The organism is Paraburkholderia phenazinium, assembly GCF_900100735.1.
Lineage (GTDB): Bacteria > Pseudomonadota > Gammaproteobacteria > Burkholderiales > Burkholderiaceae > Paraburkholderia > Paraburkholderia phenazinia.
On the sequence record NZ_FNCJ01000007.1, the window covers coordinates 189033 to 205619 of the forward strand.

At 59.5% G+C, this 16587-nt stretch carries 18 protein-coding genes and 2 pseudogenes; 10 read left to right on the top strand and 10 right to left on the bottom strand.

What is annotated here, in order from left to right:
• Nucleotides 1-36 precede the first annotated feature (36 nt).
• Entirely contained in the window at nucleotides 37-969 is a 933-nt protein-coding gene (locus BLQ92_RS17875; RefSeq protein ID WP_090685862.1) for a LysR family transcriptional regulator, read from the top strand.
• Here the strand turns inward: BLQ92_RS17875 and mug are convergent.
• Together mug and BLQ92_RS17885 are read right to left on the bottom strand one after the other, a co-directional pair.
• Complete coding sequence (gene mug, locus BLQ92_RS17880) at nucleotides 930-1460, bottom strand: G/U mismatch-specific DNA glycosylase (RefSeq protein ID WP_090685863.1); 531 nt, start codon at nucleotides 1458-1460, stop codon at nucleotides 930-932. The genes BLQ92_RS17875 and mug overlap by 40 nt on opposite strands.
• Complete coding sequence (locus BLQ92_RS17885) at nucleotides 1457-2452, bottom strand: GlxA family transcriptional regulator (RefSeq protein WP_090685864.1); 996 nt, start codon at nucleotides 2450-2452, stop codon at nucleotides 1457-1459. Before BLQ92_RS17885 ends, mug begins: the two co-directional genes overlap by 4 nt.
• 493 nt (nucleotides 2453-2945) lie before the next feature.
• Here BLQ92_RS17885 and BLQ92_RS17890 point away from each other — a divergent pair, with 493 nt between their 5' ends.
• Nucleotides 2946-3521, top strand: a complete 576-nt coding sequence (locus BLQ92_RS17890) for an AraC family transcriptional regulator (RefSeq protein ID WP_090685865.1) — start codon at nucleotides 2946-2948, stop codon at nucleotides 3519-3521.
• Nucleotides 3522-3552: 31 nt separating this feature from the next.
• Complete coding sequence (locus BLQ92_RS17895) at nucleotides 3553-3852, top strand: ArsR/SmtB family transcription factor (RefSeq protein WP_090685866.1); 300 nt, start codon at nucleotides 3553-3555, stop codon at nucleotides 3850-3852.
• A gap of 42 nt (nucleotides 3853-3894) precedes the next feature.
• Here BLQ92_RS17895 and BLQ92_RS17900 read toward each other — a convergent pair whose 3' ends face one another.
• On the bottom strand, nucleotides 3895-4257 hold the full coding sequence (locus BLQ92_RS17900; protein ID WP_090685867.1) for a DUF6176 family protein: 363 nt from the start codon (nucleotides 4255-4257) through the stop codon (nucleotides 3895-3897).
• A gap of 44 nt (nucleotides 4258-4301) precedes the next feature.
• Here BLQ92_RS17900 and BLQ92_RS17905 point away from each other — a divergent pair, with 44 nt between their 5' ends.
• Complete coding sequence (locus BLQ92_RS17905) at nucleotides 4302-4703, top strand: DUF302 domain-containing protein (RefSeq protein WP_090685868.1); 402 nt, start codon at nucleotides 4302-4304, stop codon at nucleotides 4701-4703.
• Nucleotides 4704-4732: 29 nt separating this feature from the next.
• Here BLQ92_RS17905 and BLQ92_RS17910 read toward each other — a convergent pair.
• The 3 genes and pseudogenes from BLQ92_RS17910 to BLQ92_RS17920 form a co-directional block, all read right to left on the bottom strand.
• A pseudogene (locus BLQ92_RS17910) lies at nucleotides 4733-5029 on the bottom strand (aromatic-ring hydroxylase C-terminal domain-containing protein); the annotation flags it as partial.
• 158 nt (nucleotides 5030-5187) lie between these two features.
• Nucleotides 5188-6156, bottom strand: coding sequence for a glycoside hydrolase family 18 protein (locus BLQ92_RS40050; protein ID WP_244106400.1), 969 nt, complete (start codon nucleotides 6154-6156; stop codon nucleotides 5188-5190).
• A 1000-nt stretch (nucleotides 6157-7156) separates the two neighbouring features.
• Nucleotides 7157-7615 carry a tautomerase gene (locus BLQ92_RS17920; RefSeq protein WP_090685871.1) on the bottom strand — a complete coding sequence of 153 codons (459 nt, stop codon included), beginning with the start codon at nucleotides 7613-7615 and terminating at the stop codon, nucleotides 7157-7159.
• Nucleotides 7616-8521: 906 nt separating this feature from the next.
• On the opposite strand from BLQ92_RS17920, the gene BLQ92_RS17925 reads away from it, so the two are divergent.
• From BLQ92_RS17925 to BLQ92_RS17940, 4 genes and pseudogenes are all read left to right on the top strand, one after another.
• A complete protein-coding gene (locus BLQ92_RS17925; RefSeq protein ID WP_090685872.1) occupies nucleotides 8522-9928 on the top strand; it encodes a selenium-binding protein SBP56-related protein in 1407 nt (468 codons plus the stop codon).
• Nucleotides 9925-10605: a hypothetical protein gene (locus tag BLQ92_RS17930; protein WP_090685873.1), complete on the top strand. Its 681-nt coding sequence runs from the start codon at nucleotides 9925-9927 to the stop codon at nucleotides 10603-10605. The genes BLQ92_RS17925 and BLQ92_RS17930 overlap by 4 nt, the downstream gene beginning before the upstream one ends.
• Nucleotides 10606-10869: 264 nt before the next feature.
• Nucleotides 10870-11367 (top strand): GNAT family N-acetyltransferase, encoded by a 498-nt coding sequence (locus BLQ92_RS17935; protein WP_244106399.1) that lies wholly within the window; start codon nucleotides 10870-10872, stop codon nucleotides 11365-11367.
• A gap of 460 nt (nucleotides 11368-11827) precedes the next feature.
• Nucleotides 11828-12094, top strand: a pseudogene (locus BLQ92_RS17940) (ABC transporter); the annotation flags it as partial.
• Between the two features lie 39 nt (nucleotides 12095-12133).
• Here BLQ92_RS17940 and BLQ92_RS17945 read toward each other — a convergent pair.
• A complete protein-coding gene (locus BLQ92_RS17945; protein WP_090685875.1) occupies nucleotides 12134-13435 on the bottom strand; it encodes an aspartate aminotransferase family protein in 1302 nt (433 codons plus the stop codon).
• A gap of 78 nt (nucleotides 13436-13513) precedes the next feature.
• Here BLQ92_RS17945 and BLQ92_RS17950 point away from each other — a divergent pair, with 78 nt between their 5' ends.
• Nucleotides 13514-14398: a LysR family transcriptional regulator gene (locus BLQ92_RS17950; RefSeq protein WP_175772754.1), complete on the top strand. Its 885-nt coding sequence runs from the start codon at nucleotides 13514-13516 to the stop codon at nucleotides 14396-14398.
• A gap of 64 nt (nucleotides 14399-14462) precedes the next feature.
• Here the strand turns inward: BLQ92_RS17950 and BLQ92_RS40055 are convergent, their stop codons facing one another.
• From BLQ92_RS40055 to BLQ92_RS40425, 3 genes are all read right to left on the bottom strand, one after another.
• Entirely contained in the window at nucleotides 14463-14618 is a 156-nt protein-coding gene (locus tag BLQ92_RS40055; RefSeq protein ID WP_175772753.1) for a hypothetical protein, read from the bottom strand.
• 53 nt (nucleotides 14619-14671) lie between these two features.
• Nucleotides 14672-14944: a DUF4148 domain-containing protein gene (locus tag BLQ92_RS17955; protein ID WP_090685876.1), complete on the bottom strand. Its 273-nt coding sequence runs from the start codon at nucleotides 14942-14944 to the stop codon at nucleotides 14672-14674.
• Between the two features lie 112 nt (nucleotides 14945-15056).
• Nucleotides 15057-15227: a hypothetical protein gene (locus BLQ92_RS40425; protein ID WP_218133042.1), complete on the bottom strand. Its 171-nt coding sequence runs from the start codon at nucleotides 15225-15227 to the stop codon at nucleotides 15057-15059.
• Between the two features lie 123 nt (nucleotides 15228-15350).
• Between BLQ92_RS40425 and BLQ92_RS17960 the strand changes: the two genes are divergently transcribed.
• Nucleotides 15351-16529, top strand: coding sequence for a porin (locus BLQ92_RS17960; protein WP_090685877.1), 1179 nt, complete (start codon nucleotides 15351-15353; stop codon nucleotides 16527-16529).
• Nucleotides 16530-16587 lie beyond the last annotated feature (58 nt).

Sequence of the window (16587 nt, forward strand, 5' to 3'; positions counted from 1 at the left end):
CGGCGTGTGGATACGGTGATCAGCGCGGGAGGCGGAATGGACAAATTGCGTGAGATGGAGATTTTCGTCGCCATCGTCGAGCGAGGCAGTTTTACTGGCGCGGCAGAGAAAGCGGGAATGTCGGCCGCCGCGGTCTCGCGGGCGGTCAATTCGCTGGAATCCCGCCTCGGCACACATCTGCTCGCCCGGACGACTCGAACGGTTCGGCCGACTGATGCAGGCATGGCCTACCTCGAAGCCTGCCGGAAGGTGTTGGACACCATTACGGATGCGGAAGCAAACCTGGCGGTCGATCAACTCAATCCCGTGGGGACGTTGACCGTTTCTGCACCGGTCCTGTTTGGCCAGCGATATGTTGCTCCGCTGGTCAACGCCTTCGCGCTGCGTTATCCAGACGTCAGCATCAATGCTGTGTACGTCGATCGAACCACGCGGCTGCTAGAGGAGGGGGTGGATATTGCCATCCGGATCGGTCATCTCGGAGATTCGTCGACATTCGCCATTCCGCTAGGATTCGTGCGGCGTCGAACGTACGCGGCTCCCTCTTATCTCACCGCGCATGGGGAGCCGCTTCACCCCAAAGATCTGACCCAGCATCGCTGTGTGTCCTTCACTGGCGTTTCGCTTCCGCTTGAATGGGTGTTCAACGAGAACGGTTCAAGATTGCCTGTGAGACTTCAGCCGCGGATGATTGTCGATCTGGGTCCCGCTGCTATTCTTGCCGCTGTCGACGGTGTGGGGATAACGCAGTTGCTGTCGTACCAGGCGGCCCCTGAGGTAGCCGATGGCCGGCTCCAACCTGTCCTGACTGCATTCGAACCCGAGTCGACCCCGGTGAGCCTGCTTCATGTGGAGCGGCGCAGCACCAGCGGCAAGATTCGCGCCTTCGTGGAATTCGTGACCGAGACACTACGCAACAACCCGCACCTTCAGGGCGTGGACGCTACTGCAATGCGAACTTCCCGGTAGGCGGCCACCAGCGCATCGAGGTCGAATGCCCGATTCAGTCCACTTGGATTGGGTACGACCCATGCCCTTGCGCCGCCGAAGGGCTTGGCCTGCAGGCCCCAATGGATATCGCGTGTGCCGGAGATCGCCGAGACCGCCATCTTCCCAAGGAAGACAATGTGCCGCGGGGCGTAATGCTCGATCTTGCGCCGGAAAGCATCCCCGGCCAGTTCAAGCTCGGCTCGCGACAGTTCGGCGGCCTGCGCTGTTGGTCGCTGGACCACCGTTGTGAGACCGCAACCATAGCGAAGGAGCGTGCGGTCGTCCTCGGGACGAATCTGCTCGGGAGTAAAACCTGCGAGATGCACGACCCGCCAGAACCGATTGCCTCTGCCCGCAAAGTGATGACCTGTGGATGCCGCACGGATGCCTGGATTGATTCCGCAAAATATGAGTGGCAGATGCGGTGCGATGATGTCAGGAAGAGATTGAAGAGTATCAGGGTCAATCACAGGTGAGCCACTCCTTGAAGCGAGACCTGCTTGCCTGCTTCGCCGCGAAAGCGTTGCCGATACTGTTTCGGTGTTACCTCCAGGCGCCGGGAGAAAGTCGTGCGCATATGCGTGGCACTGCGAAAGCCGCACTTGAATGCCACGGTCTTTAGCGGCGCATCGGTGTCTTCGAGCAACTTTCTCGCGGTGTCGACGCGCACCTGCTCGACAAACACGGATGGTGTCACCTTGGCATGCTTGGAAAATACTCTCGAGAAAGTCCGCCGGCTCACGGCAACTGCGCTCGCGAGTTCTTCGATCGATAGCGGATCGGTTATATGCTCGGTCACATAGCGGTGCACTTTGCCGATAATCGGATCTTCGTCCCTTCCTGTTCCCATATACGGGCTGTACTGGGACTGGCCGCCTTCGCGCTGGATATAGACGACAAGGCGTTTTGCGACACGCACCGCCAGCTCGTGCCCCCAGTCCTCGGCCACCAGCGACAGGCACAGATCGATTCCAGCCGTCACGCCTGCGGAGGTGAAGAGGCGCCCGTCACGCACGAAAATCTTGTCGGGCTGCACGGATGCCTGCGGAAATTCGTGGGCGAGGCGGTCTGCGTCCGCCCAGTGAGTCGTCACTTCCTTGCCATCAAGCAGTCCCGCATGAGCGAGCACGAAGGCTCCATTGCAAACGGAACCGAAGCGTGTCGCGTCTCGTGCCTGATTTTGCAGCCACGTCAGAAAGTCGCTTGATGGTTGGGCGTCGGGCAATTGAGGCCCGCCTGCGACCAGGAGCAGGTTCCATTGCGTGTCGACATCTGCATAACCAAACGGCACGGAAAGTTGCATCCCGTTCGAGCAGGTCACGGCGCCGGCCCGCGGTCCCACAAGAGAGACTTCATATTTCTGCTGTGCGGAAAGCATCGTGTTTGCTTCCGCAAACACGTCGAGGGGGCCCGCAACGTCGAGCGCCTGCACACCATCGAATATAACAATGGCGACTTTCATGCCGTGACCTTCAAGGAGTGAGTAGGCCCGTTTCCCATACCGGTGATTCGCTTGGCTTCACCGGGACGACTGGCTCAAGCCTGCAAACCTGTATTGACGAGCGGTACCCGAGCTTACCGCAATGGCCCGAAAACAGGGACGTACTAACCGGTAATTGTCTTTTGCGTCTGTGTAATGAGACCGGACTCGAGCGGCGCTCAGGAGACATTGACCCTCCTGCGGACCCCACGGAACCCAGCGCAACCAAACGTACGACGTTACCGCAGCGGCGCCGTTGGCCCAAATGTGACATTGATTGGCCCAGCATGGCGGCATCCGTGTGTTCCCTCTCCCGTGACGGCTGAATACACTTTGCTCAAGTGGACGCGGGACGATAACCCAGGACGGATTCATCATGTTGAAAGAAACCCATACTTCGCACCGGGTACTAACCGGGTGCAGTCGCAACAGATGCGCGACGCTCGTGCGCAGTCCGCGCGCGGAGTGACAGCACATGCATGTCGCAATGATGCTGTACGCAGGATTTCGGCTGCTCGAAGTGACAGGCCCGATGGATGTCTTCCACGAAGCGAACCGTCTGTGCGGCACAACCTTCTACGAGCAGCATCTCGTGGGGCCGTGGCCGGGACCCGTTCCGTGTTCGAATGGCGTGGCGGTGGGCACGACGGAGTCTCTGCTGGATGTGCCTGGTCTACTCGACATCGTCGTAGTGCCAGGTTCCCCGGCTGTCAGCTCGGCGCGCGAGCACGGCGAACTGGTGGACTGGCTCAGCGATGCCGGACGCAAGGTGCGCAGGCTCGCGTCGGTGTCCAACGGGGCTTTTTTAATCGCGCGCGCCGGCCTCGCCGACCATCGCTCGTTGACCACGCATTGGCGTGATTCGCAACGTCTGTCCAGCGAGTATCCCTTGGTGCACGTCGTCAGCAATCGAAGCTGCTTGAAAGATGGCAACCTGTACTCGTCGCGTGGTGTAAGTGACGGTATCCGGGTGGCTCTGGCTCTCGTCAAGGAGGACCTTGGCGAAGAAATCGCCAGCAGCATTGCAAGGTCATTGTCGAGGCAGCCATGATCCCAAACCCAATCATTGCTTCACACGCCCCATGGTTGACGAAAATTTAATTCACAGGGCACTCGCCAACCCTTTCAGGCGCGAGATTTTGAGGTGGTTAAAGACGCCGGAAAAGTACTTTGTGCGAGGGCACATCGACCTTGGTTGCGGGGTGCCGTCCAGTGCCATTCACGCGCGCAGTGGGCTGTCTCAATCGACCGTATCAGCGCACGTCGCGGCACTGGTCGACGCGGGACTGTTGGTTTCGACCCGCGTCGGCCAGTGGATGTTTCTGTCACGAAACGAGGCGGTGATTCGCGCCTTTGCGGCACAGATCAGCTTGCACCTGTAGTCGTTGAATTCAGGCGCGACGCACTGTGCTGCCACGCTTCGGTCATTCGTCCCTTTGTCTTATCAAGTTTTCAAGCTCTGCGGGGACAAAACTCACCACATGTTCAAACGTCTCAGGAGGAATCTCGCGGTCGATACATTGCTGCCAGTAATCTATGTGAATTTTGTCGATGGCAAGCGTAGAAGTACCTACATGAGCGCCTCCTGGACTCTGCACATCGAACCACGATAAGCGCATACGTCCGTCACGCGTGGATTTGAAAATGGTTTCGAAGTGCATCCGTTCCCGATCCAGCGTCTCGATGCATTCCGCTTTTCGTTCGATCAGTACGCGCAACCACTCATCGGCCTTGACTTCCATGCCCGTCTTCACGGTAAATGTGGTTAATGTCGTTCTGAAAGCCATCGTTCCCACCTTGTTTCTTGTTGTGACGATCTTCGGAGAAACCCATGTTCCCTCATCCTGCTGATAACGGCATCGTTACTGTGCCCACGAATCGCTCCGTTGAGCAAGCCGCTGACAAACTCGCTTCACTGATCGAGGCGAAGCAGATCGTCTTGTTCGCTCGCATCGACTTTGCAGCGGACGCGCAACGCGCGGGACTTGCGATGCTGCCGTCGCAGTTGCTCGTGTTCGGTAATCCGCGAGCCGGGACGCCGCTCATGCAAGCCGTGCCGACACTCGCGCTCGATCTGCCTCTCAAGGTGCTGGTCTGGCAGGACGGCGACGGCCGGGTCTGGCTCTCGTACAACGCAACGGACTATCTCCGGGCGCGGCATGAAGTACCTGCAGAATTGATGAAAGCCATCGACGGTATCGGCGCGCTCGTGCAGTCGGCTGCGCTCGACTGAGCTGATCGGGATCAGGCGTGTGCCGGCGATCATGCAGCGATGTAGCGGGGCGCATCATCCGAGCGGCGCAGGACAAATCCATCGGGCCGTACCGTCACCATGCCGTCGTCGGACAGGCTCGTCAGTGTGTACCAGTTGTCTTCGGCGTCAACGAATTCGAGATCCTTACCGATGATATACGCGACGGGTGTATCCGGGTTCAGGCAGGAACGGCCCGAGACCTGCACCGAAGCCTTTGGGCCGGCCAGCAATACATAGCCGTCACCGAAGAGGTCTAGCGTCGAGATCCGTTGGCCGTCACGCCGAATCCAGGCATGAGGGAAGCGCGTTCCGGTCTTGGCCTGCGTGGACTTGAGGGCCGGGGCGAGCGGTCGGCCGTTTCAGATCTGAGCGGAATCACTCAGGTCTGAAACGGCCGGTCTTGCCGTGATGCGCTGTGATGCGTTATGGCCTCAGCAGTAAGGGGCTCTCACAAGTGCTCGCATCACTTGCCGGCCGCCCGAGACGCGGCGGGCGCTCGAACCGCGCTAGACGCACCCGACGCGAAGGCATTGGCGAACTGGTTCGTATAGCCAAGCGTGCCCACGCCACCGATCGAGTTGCACGTCGACGATGCGGCACCGGGCGGACAATCCACGTCACGGTCAAACGACCAGAAGTGAAGGCCCGCGAGCCCATTCTGTTGCACAAAGGCGGCAGCGATACTTGCATCCGCAGGCGTGAAGGTTTCGCCAGCCACATCGTTACCGCCGATCATCGGAGTCAGTTCAATCTGGCTATACGGTACTCCCCAGTGATCGTGCAGGTTCATGGCCGCCTGAACGGCCGATTGCCCCATCTCGCAGGCGCCATTCGCGACCACACAGTTGCCCGGACCCGCCGAACCGTAGTCCATCGTCATCAGGTCGATGGTGTAGTTCTTGAGGCCGTACGTCTGGATTGCCTGCATGACCCAGTCACCATAGGTGTTGAAGCTGTCCTGTGCATTTGCGCCCAAAGAGGTGGCCGTGGTCGATCCCGGCTGGGACGGAGCAAGCGTCGCGAGGGTGAAGCTGAAACGTAGATTGGGATAGGTCTGCTGGGCCACCACCACGCGTTGCACCAGATCGTTGATCACCTGCTGCGTTTGTCCCCCCTCGATGTCGAAATCGATTCCGATGAGGTTATTCGACGCATAACGTTTGATGAACGCCGCCATGCCGGCATCCGTGCCGCATGTAAACGAACCTGCTGCGCCGCCGGTGGAAATCACGTAGTTGACATTGGCCGCGGTAAACAGCGACACGTTTGCAGCAGCCAGGGCGCCGCCATCGACGCCAGCCCAGTTCTCGCTGCCGCATTCACCGGTCGCGAAAGCGAGCGTCAGCGTACGAACATTGCTCGGCAGCACCGACAGCACAGGGCTGATCGTGCCGGTGACGTTCGACGAGATGACGTTGGTGTTCCAGTTCATCGAGATCGTTGCGTCCTTGTACGGGCTATAAACGAATGTTGGGGCCGTACCGGAACCCGAAGGACCCGAAGGACCCGAAGGACCCGAAGGACCCGAAGGACCTGATGGACCCGAAGGACCTGATGGACCTGACGTGCCCGTGCAGGCGCCTACAGCGGTCCACGGCTCGCCGCTACCGGCGCCTCCGCTGTTTGAGGCGGGATTCTGGTTTTCGGTCCACCAGTTGGCTTGGTAGTTGATTGCGTCGAATGACGCGACGTTGCCTTGTGTATAGGTCTGACTGGCACTCCACGCGGCTTGGCAGCTACTGGATGGCGAGGCTGAGGCGAGTAACGATGAAGCTGAAGGCGGTGTGGTTGTGGCGGCCCCTGCATCGAAGGGTGACCACACCAACAGGACGGCCGACGTGAGACCCAAGGCCGACCGCAGTACGATTCCAGATCGTTCTTTCTTCATTTCGTTGTCCTCTATGAGGTGATGGGTTTTATTTCTGATGCATACGCATTAAATCGATCCTTGTCACACTTTTTTATGCGAGCAACGAAAGATGCTCGCGGAGGTTTTGGGCAGGGGTTTTATAGTCTTTCCGGACTGATTTTTCAACGTGAAAGCGACGGCATACGACGCCGTACTGGGCGCTTCATGCCAGATAAATGAATTGGAGTTTTATGCTGGGCAAATGAATGTATCCTGCATATCGCGAAGGTAGAACGATGTATCCGATTCGCATTCCTGCATAAATATTTAAATCTAAACCGGTGCAAGATGATGCCGGTTCTTTTCGGATGTGTGGATCCGGCGATCAGCATATGTTTCGCTTTTCGCCTTGGCGGTCCAGTGGGGGCGGCGCGAGGGATGCATTCTTCTTGCGAGGGCCTTAAGGCAAACTCCTTCCGCGCGAGAGCGGCGACGCTGGTGCCACGGGTTGCCGAAAGGATGCCGAGCGACTATGCACCGGAGAACACCTCGGTCATCTAGCCGGAAACTCGGTAAGGTAGCGTCAGCTAGCGCAAGGAAGTGGTTTCAAGTGGGCGAAACCAACCGCGTCCACAAAATCTGGCAGGCGCCAGATCGCGCCGTTTGCTCCCCATGTACCCTCCACGACATCGTGCACGATCACCGAGGTAGCGAGGCGGCGTTGGTCTGTAGCGGGCAACGCCTGCCTGAATGCATCATCGACCAGCTTGACGAAGCGGGCGCGGCCGGCTGCGTCGAGCACCCCAGCAGGTACGTAAATCATCGCAATGCACGGCAAAACCTGTGCCGTCACATCGATTCCTCCACACATCCAGAATCCCGGCGCGACTTCGTCGACCAGGACCCAGCACAGAGAGCGTTTTTTCGGCTCGTCGGGAATCTGCTCTGCACTTGCAGCAGCGTGACTGAGCAGGCGCACCAGCGCCTCGCGGTGCTGGGCAGGAAAAGAGTCCTTGGGAAGCTTGACGAGAATGTTTGGCAAGTGCGCCCCTTCATTTGTGTACGGGAGCTTGCATTAGAGCGCCTGCGTGCGGAGAAGCCGAGTGTCTAATCGGACACCTTTCACGCGTATTCAGCCATTCTACGATTTCACGATTCTTGTCCTCAGCGGCACCTATCCATCCAGTCTCGCGCTAACACCGGACATTCTCTCGGCGGCACCATAGCGGCGTCCTGTTCTGCCGCTTTCCGGCTTCAGGCGGCCTCGAATGACCGTCAAGCAGATCGCCGGGCAAGTAGTCTATAACGACGCCGTGGCTGTCAGAAGAATGATGCGCGCAAGCTTGTCGGCGCGACGCCACGACAATTCAGACTGACCGCGTATGAAACGTAAAGTTAAACCCGTATCGGGATTAACATCCTTTTGACAGTAAGCCTGGCGACCGTAATCTGGCGCTGAACAGCATAAACGGGCGCCTGTCATGTTTTTCAGAGCGGGGCAGTAATTGCAATGCATAAATTAGCTGTGACGCATAAATCCTATTATTCTTGCTAGCCTTTCTCATTGACCAGGGCAATTTTTTGTGAAAATATCCGTTCGCTGTCTTCGTCCATAAGTCTGGCCTCTATTGGGTGACTCGGGAGGACTCGGGGATGCTACACGGTTGAGCATCATGCTATGTAGAGGAAGAGCGTCTCATATTGATCTGTTCGATATGAGATAAATAGTATGTGCGCAACGTTTATTTGTTTGGCTTGATGCTTAAGCCGGTTAAATTAAAATCAAGACAGAAAGAAATCGTTTTCGTGTGTTCGGCTGAGTGAGTTTAATAACAAAGAATAACTATTTAAAGATCAGAAGTGCCTCGATCGCCGGCGTGTTAAGGATTGAATGAATATCCGGATGCCTTGCGCTCCGAACCAGAAGATAACCAAGGAGATTCCCGTCATGGGTATGCGCCCAGATCCAACGTTCCACGCATCGCCGAAACTGGCGATGGATGCGCCGCCGGAAGACTTCGCCTACACATTGCTGTTCAGCCCGGATTTCTCGCAGCCCGACGCGCTCGCTGTCATCGACGTGAGGCCCGGCTCGCCGACCTACAGCCAGATCGTTCACACGGTGCCGATGCCGAACAAGGGGGACGAATTCCATCACTTCGGCTGGAATGCCTGCTCATCGTCCCTGTCGCCACTGACCGGTCACGCTTTCCTCGAACGACGCTATCTGATCATTCCCGGATTGCGTTCGTCACGCATCTACATCGTGGACACCAAGCCGCATCCAACCCAGGCGCGGATCCACAAGATCGTCGAACCTGATGAGATCTTCCGCAAGACCGGCTACTCGCGTCCGCACACGGTTCATTGCGGGCCCGAAGGAATCTACGTCAGCACGCTCGGTGGCGGGGGAGAGGATGGTACGGACGGACCGCCGGGCATCTTTATCATGGACTGCGAAACTTTTGAAGTCCTCGGCCGCTGGGAGATCGACCGCGGCTCGCAGGAAAAACATTACGATTTCTGGTGGAACCTGCCGCGCAACTACATGGTGTCGAGCGAGTGGGGGTTGCCGCCGCAATTCGAGAACGGGGTCGTCCCCGAGGAGCTTCTGTCGAATAAGTACGGGCACCAGATACATTTCTGGGACCTGCGGGCGAGGCGCAACGTGCAGACGATCGACCTCGGCGCGAACCATCAGATGGCGCTCGAAGTGCGGCCGGCCCACGATCCCCTCCGGGAGTACGGCTTCCTTGGCGTCGTGGTCGATACGACCAACCTTGAAGGGTCCATCTGGACCTGGTGGCGCGAGGGCGGGAAGTTCCACATCGAGAAGACCGCGACCATCCCGCCCGAGCCCGCAGACGCGGAACTGCTTCCGCGGATCCTTAAGGGATTCGGTGCCGTGCCGCCGCTCGTCACCGATATCGATCTCTCTATTGACGACAAATTCCTGTACGTCGCCTGTTGGGGAACCGGGGAGTTGCGCCAGTACGACGTGACGGAACCCCGGAAGCCGAAGCTCACAGGATCGGTTCACCTCGGTGGGGTTATACGGCGGACCCCGCACCCGAACGGAAAGACCTTCGGGGGCGGTCCGCAGATGGTCGAGATCAGCCGCGACGGGAAGCGTGTCTATTGGACCAACTCGCTCTATTCGACCTGGGACGACCAGTTCTACCCGGAAGGCGTGCCTGCGGCACAGGTCATGGCTCACGTCGAACCTGGTGGCGGGTTGGCGCTGGCCGACGATTACTGGGTGGAGTTTCCCGACGGATACCGGGCTCACCAGATCCGCCTCGAAGGCGGTGACTGCTCGACCGATTCCTTTTGCTATCCGTCGGTGGGGACTTGATCGGGAGCGGTTGGCCGCCGAGCGGCCTGTGGTTAGCCGTGGTGGCGAGCGGTCTCTATCACGGGCTCAACCCGGCGATGGGATGGCCGCTTGCTGTGTCGAGCGGGTTGATGGAGCGGCGGGCACGGGCTCTCCTCGGAGCGCTCTTATGTCTTGCGGCGGGTCACGTGTTGGCCATGTTCGTGGTGATGCTGCCGTTCGCCATGCTGGCGATCCTGCTCGCCTGGCAGCGCGAGATCGAGATCGGTGCGAGTGTGTTCGTGATCGGCTTCGGTGCCTTCCTGTTGATCTGGAGACGCCATCCGCGCGTACTCGCGCGCATCCCACCGTCGCGGCTTGCGCTCTGGTCCTTCGCGGTTGCTATTGCGCACGGCGCCGGACTCATGCTCGTACCGATCTACCTCGGACTTTGCCGGCCTTACGACATGGATCCAGGGCATCGAGCCGCGCAGGCCCTGATCGGCACCAATCTGGGCATGGCGCTGCTTGTCTCTTGCGTCCATGCCAGCGCCATGATTGTGGTCGGCGGACTCCTCGCCTGGTTGGTCTACCGCTACCTGGGATTGAAGTTCGTGTCGCGGAGCTGGTTCAATCTGGATGCGATCTGGGCATCGAGTCTCATCCTGGTTGGCGCGCTCTCATTGGCGATCAATGCCACGGGGCGTCAATACATTTGAGTAGAGACGCCAAGCGCCACCAGCTCTTAGCTTGAATGCGATTGCCGGTTGGTCCGCTCCAGAAACTCGGCTTCTGCAAGCGACCGAAGTTGAGCGATGACAGGGTAGGCCTGCATCCATTCCGCCGGCGACAACCTTCTGGTCGGCACACGGCACAAATTTGGCCGGTTATATTCCTGCAACACCCCACCCGTTGTTTGTCGACATTCCCCTCACGCCTATATGTTCGTCCCCGATACAGTCATCGAAACAGAACGCCTAGTAATGCGCCCCCCTGAACTGAAGGACTTCGAAGCCATCTACAGCATGTGGTCGGATCCGGACGTTGTCCAGCACGTGACCGGCTGCACGCTTACACGTGAAGAGATCTGGGCCAGATTGCTTCGAAGCATGGGCCATTGGGCTGCACTTGGCTTCGGGCATTGGGTCGTTACTGATAAGCGCAATGGAGAGTTTGTCGGAGAAGTCGGCTTTGTTCGACACATGCGCGGCATTAGCCAGGATTTTGACCGCGCCCCGGAGATAGGCTGGATGTTGGCGAGCTGCGCCCAACGACTGGGTTATGCGACGGAGGCAGTCGCGGCCGCGCTGCGATGGGCCGACGTGCGTTGGCCCGGCGCCGACACCGTTTGCATCATTTCCGCCGACAATATCGCATCACTGAAACTGGCTGATAAGTTCTCGTATCGAGCGGATAGCGAGACCCTCTACAAGAACCAAGCGGTGCTGGTCTTCCGGCGCACACCGGCGCGTTGCGCTTAGCGGCTCGTTTGAAACCAGATATCCCCGCCACCCAACGGTGCGTGACCGTCCATCAAACCGACGCCGGATGGACCGTTCACTGCGCAATATGATCGGGCTTAGTGCCGCCGGCATGGCTCAACCGGTCTTCATGAGCGATGCTCGGCTATCACCTGGTGCAAAGGAACTGGTCGCGACTCAGCCGGCTGTGGAAGACGCTCACGCCTCGCGCTATGTCGTGAGGTGACTGGCAAAGCGCAATTCGCCTTGCTTCACGGATCGCCGGGCCGGCGGCGCTCTCTGAAAGCAGCGGCTCCCAAAGGGCACGCCAAGTTTCCTCCAAGCCCTTTTCCCGAAGCGTTGCGAGGGTGGAGGCGTGGTCTTCAGGATCGGGCCGATGCTTAGCCTTGGTTCCGATAAGAACCAAGGCCGCGACACGATCAGGTGCGGCAACCGCCACTTCAAGTGCGCAGGATCCACCATCCTCTCAGGCATTCTGCGGCCCACTGCCGGTAAGGTCGTTATCGAGGGGCGCGTACCGTTCGACAATCGCATTGCTCACGTTGCCCGGATCGGTGCGGTCTTTGGCCAACGCAGTCAGTTATGGTGGGACCTGCCCATTATCGACGGCTTCGATCTCCTTCGTGATATCTATCGCGTCGAACCGGCCGCCTATCTGCGTACTCGCGACGAGTTGGTCGCCATGCTGCGACTCGAGCGCCTGCTTGATCAGCCCGTGCAGCCCATCGAACGGCCGTTCGTCACACCTCAATGAACCACGAGACGATTACAGCGAACGCTCAATCGCCTGTCCGAGCAAATCAAGCCCCAAATCGATCTCATCCTCATGGACGGTCAACGGAGGCGCGATCCGAAAGACCCCGCCCATACCGGGCAACTGCACGATGTTCATGCTAAGCCCCAGGGTCATGCATTCGCGGGTGATCTTTGCACCCAGCCCATCCGCCGGCTCTTTCGTTTGGCGGTCCTTGACGATCTCCATACCCAGCAGCAGCCCGCGTCCGCGAATGTCGCCGATGCACTCAAAGCGTTCCATCAGATCCAGCAGGCCGCGTTTGAGCCGCTCGCCCATCAGGTTCGCACGTGCGACCAGTCCCTCACGCTCGACCACATCGAGCACCCGCAGACCGACGGCGGCGGGAAGTGGATCGGACACATGGGTCGTATAGAACAGGTAACCCAATTCATGGGCCCGCTCCTCAATCTGCGCGGAGGTCACGACGGCCGCGAGCGGCAAACCGGCGCCGAGCGTCTTCGACAGCGTGAGAATGTCGGGCGTGACGCCGTCGTGCTGACAGGCGAACATCGTACCCGTGCGCCCAACCCCGGTTTGCGCTTCGTCGAGGATCAGCAGCATGCCGCGTTCCTCGCATTTGCGTTTCAGTGCGGCCATGTAGCCCGACGGCAGTTCGATGATCCCGCCGGAACTGAGGATCGGCTCTGCAATGAATGCGGCCAGATTGCCACTGGACTGACGATCGATAAGATCGAAGGCGTAATCCAGCTCTGCCAGGTAGTCGTATGTGCCATTGCGCTCGAAGCGCGGCCGGTACAGGAACGGGGCAGGGATCGCGAAGGAGCCGACGGCGGCCGGACCGACGCCCTTGCGACCGGCGCTATAGGTTGCGGATGCTGCGCCCCCCGTCATGCCGTGCCACGACTGCGCAAACCCAACGATTTCATATTTGCCGGTGACCAGCTTCGCCATGCGAATGGCGGCCTCGTTCGATTCCGCGCCGGTGCTGAGCAACAGTGCCCGGTCTAGCCCGTCCGGCGTGATCTCGGCCAACCGGGTCGCGAGATCGACCACCGGTCGCGACAGCATTCCGCTGAAGAGGTGGTCGAGCTTGCCGGCGTATTCGTTGATGACCGATACGATCTCCGGATGGCTGTGCCCAAGCACCGCGCTCATCTGCCCCGAGGTGAAATCGAGGATCGCGCGGCCGTCGGCGTCATAGACGAAGCAGCCCTGGGCGCGCTCGATGATCATCGGCTCGAAGGTGCCGCCATAGCGGATCAGGTGCTGCCTGGCGTTGCGCCAGAAAACTGCATCGTTGTTCTGGGACACCTTGCTTCTCCTTGGCGGGTGGCGAGAATAACTTGCAGTCTAGGTGGCTCTCTGCTTTCATGGAAACGAATAGTTCTTATGGAAGCTAGAAGCGAGCCTAATATCTTGAGTCTTTCACTCGAAATCGATCTGCTGCGTTCGTTTGTCGTCATCGCCGAAGTCCGGGCGCTCAGTCGTGCGGCCAACCGGATCGGCCGGACCCAGTCTGCGCTGAGTCAGCAGATGAAGCGCCTGGAAGAAATCGTCGCCCAGCCGCTGTTCCAGCGCACGGGGCGTGGCGTGGTGCTGACCAATCCCGGCGAACGCCTGTTGGTCCACGCCCAACGCATTCTGCGACTGCACGACGAGGCGATGGCCGATCTTTCCGGTAAAGGGCTATCGGGGACAATCCGTTTCGGCTGCCCGGACGACTACGCCGCCGTTTTCCTGCCGCATTTATTGCGTCAGTTCTCGAGCCAGCACCCGCATGCCCTGGTGGAGGTCATTTGCGCACCGACCCCGCGCTTGCTCGAACAACTGGAGATGCATGCGCTGGACCTTGCCATGATCTCGTTACCGGAGGATGCTCCGGATGACGACATCATTCGCCGCGAACCGCTGGTCTGGGTAGGCTATCCGGGACTGGATTCCGCGCACTACGACCCGTTGCCGCTGGCGCTTTCCGATCCGGACACGCTCGACCACGTTGCGGCCTGTGAGGCGCTGCAACGCGCGGGTAGGGCTTACCGCATTGCCTATGCGAGCAGCAGTCTTGCCGGGCTCACGGCTCTGGTGCGCTCGGGGCAAGCCTTTGCCGTCATCACCCAGACTGCCGTCGCGCCGGACCTCTACATACTGAACGGCGATCCCGCGCTTCCGCCATTGCCCACCATAGGCATTACTCTAAAGTTCGAGCGGGCGAGTCCCTCCCATCTGACTACGGCATTCGCGGAGCACATCAGACTGACGCTGCCATTGCTGTGAGCTAATAGATCGAACAGCGGGGCAGTCTTGAGAAATCTCAAGACTGCCCCGCTGTGCCGATGGTTCAAGAACCGAAATAAGGCTGGCAGAAACCCGGCGGTCCGACACAGCCGTTGGCGGCATCGGGGCCGGGCGCCGCGCAGCCGGATAACAGCAGGCCGGCGGTGGCGGCCGCGAGCGCGTAGAGCGCGGCGCGTTTGAGCAGGGTGCGATTCTTCATGGTTGCATCAGGACACGTGTTAGCGGTATCGGACGGCTTGGACAGCCGTGGCCTTAATGCGCGTAGATCGTCGAGTTGAGGTAGTTGAGTTCACCGTCCTGCTCGGCGTGCACCAGTTCCTGGTAGACCTGGGCTCGCGTCTTGCCAGCGGACGCCTCGCCATCCGGCGGCACCCATTGACCGTCCTGCTGCACGGCTGCAGACGAGTTCTGCGCCATTTGCGTGGCCGCAGCCGGTTGCTGGGTGGTCGACGGACTGGATTGTGCGAAGGCGGAAGCGGTAGCCGTAGCGCCCACGAAGGCGATAGCGATCATCAGGGTTTTCATGTTGGTTGTCCTTAGCATATGCGGGTTGGCTTACTTCAGGTTGATTGGCCGAAGCGCGAAGCAAGAGAGAGAAGAGGGAAGTTCTTCGCTGCCTGGTTGATGAACAGGATAGTCAACCGGGTATAGCGGATTGATGGTATGAAAGTGAAAAGAAATTCATCTGCGAGCCGATCATCGTCACGGCGCCATCACCCATGCGCCCTTGTCGGCGCGCCGTCGCCAACTTATCCGAATCGTGTCGCAAACCTAAAAAAGCTTTCATTAAACGACCCGCTTTGATCACGTCTGTGTCATCGGCCGCTCCTAAATTGTCGGCACCCGCACGCTACGCGGGATGACGGCGCATCGCCGGCGCGCTTCGTGCGCGGCAATGCGCGATCAACGGCTTCTCTCACCGGAATCAGACATGAATAAAGTATTGGTAACGACGCTGGTCGCGTTGGCGGGAACGTGCGCCACGGCCGCTTACGCACAAAGCAGCGTGACGTTGTACGGCACGATCGACACCGGCATCGACTATGTCAGCAACCAGAAGGCTGGCAGCGGCGGCCACAATAACTGGATGATGGAAAGCGGCAACATCAGTACCGACCGCTGGGGCCTGCGCGGCAAGGAAGATCTGGGTGGCGGCCTAAGCGCGGTGTTCGATCTCGAGAACGGTTTTAACGTCGACAACGGCAAGCTCGGCAACGGCGGCGACCTGTTCGGCCGGCAGGCATGGGTGGGTCTGTCGAGCAACCAGTACGGCACGATGACCTTGGGGCGCCAGTACGACTTCCTGGTCGACTTCGTGGCGCCGCTGTCGGCAACGGGTTCGGGCTTCGGCGGCAACATTGCCGACCATCCGTTCGACAACGACAACCTGAACAACGATTTCCGCATGAACAATGCGGTGAAGTATCGCAGCGCGACGTATGACGGTGTGACCTTCGGCGGCGCGTACGCATTCAGCAATGCGGCGGGTGGCTTCAGCAACAACAATGCGTATAGCCTGGGTGCGCAATGGGCCGGTGGTCCGTTCAACCTGGCGGTGGCGTATTTGCAGGCCAACCAGCCGGGCGGCGTGAACGACCCGACCAACACGGGCGGCGCGCTGAGCAGCAGCGATAACGACGCCACGCTGACCGGCGCACGCCAGCGCATCTTCGGTGCGGCAGGCCGCTATGTGTTCGGGCCGGCTACGGTCGGCCTCGTCTTCACCCGCACGATGCTCGACGATCCGCATCAGATCCAGCAGGGCGGTTCGTATGCGACGGTCAACGGCCAGTTCCTGACCTTCAACAACTATGAACTGAACGCGAAGTACGCGCTCACGCCGGCCCTCTCGCTGGGCGGTTCCTACACGTACACGGACGGTCATTTCAGCACGGCGGGCAGCGCCATTTCGCCGAAGTGGAACCAGTTCATGCTGCAGGCCGACTATGCGCTGTCGCATCGCACCGATGTTTACCTGGAAGGCGTGTATCAGCACGTGACGGGTGCTGACGGCGTGGCAGTGCTGGGTAACGCTTCGGTGTACTCGCTGGCGGCTTCGGCTACCAATAGCCAGGCGGTGGTCGCGGTGGGGCTGCGCCACAAGTTTTAAGCGTCAGCGCGCATAAGCGCAGGGCTGGATGAAAAACGTCGCCGGAGTGATCAGCGAC

Coding starts and splice junctions, on each gene's coding strand:
- BLQ92_RS17955 (WP_090685876.1), bottom strand. CDS start 14,944: ATGAAAACCCTGATGATCGCTATCGCCTTCGTGGGCGCTACGGCTACC.
- BLQ92_RS17890 (WP_090685865.1), top strand. CDS start 2,946: ATGCATGTCGCAATGATGCTGTACGCAGGATTTCGGCTGCTCGAAGTG.
- BLQ92_RS17960 (WP_090685877.1), top strand. CDS start 15,351: ATGAATAAAGTATTGGTAACGACGCTGGTCGCGTTGGCGGGAACGTGC.
- BLQ92_RS17950 (WP_175772754.1), top strand. CDS start 13,514: ATGGAAGCTAGAAGCGAGCCTAATATCTTGAGTCTTTCACTCGAAATC.
- BLQ92_RS17905 (WP_090685868.1), top strand. CDS start 4,302: ATGTTCCCTCATCCTGCTGATAACGGCATCGTTACTGTGCCCACGAAT.
- BLQ92_RS17900 (WP_090685867.1), bottom strand. CDS start 4,257: ATGGCTTTCAGAACGACATTAACCACATTTACCGTGAAGACGGGCATG.
- BLQ92_RS40055 (WP_175772753.1), bottom strand. CDS start 14,618: ATGAAGAATCGCACCCTGCTCAAACGCGCCGCGCTCTACGCGCTCGCG.
- BLQ92_RS17875 (WP_090685862.1), top strand. CDS start 37: ATGGACAAATTGCGTGAGATGGAGATTTTCGTCGCCATCGTCGAGCGA.
- BLQ92_RS17895 (WP_090685866.1), top strand. CDS start 3,553: ATGGTTGACGAAAATTTAATTCACAGGGCACTCGCCAACCCTTTCAGG.
- BLQ92_RS40050 (WP_244106400.1), bottom strand. CDS start 6,156: ATGAACTGGAACACCAACGTCATCTCGTCGAACGTCACCGGCACGATC.
- BLQ92_RS17935 (WP_244106399.1), top strand. CDS start 10,870: ATGCGCCCCCCTGAACTGAAGGACTTCGAAGCCATCTACAGCATGTGG.
- BLQ92_RS17925 (WP_090685872.1), top strand. CDS start 8,522: ATGGGTATGCGCCCAGATCCAACGTTCCACGCATCGCCGAAACTGGCG.
- BLQ92_RS17885 (WP_090685864.1), bottom strand. CDS start 2,452: ATGAAAGTCGCCATTGTTATATTCGATGGTGTGCAGGCGCTCGACGTT.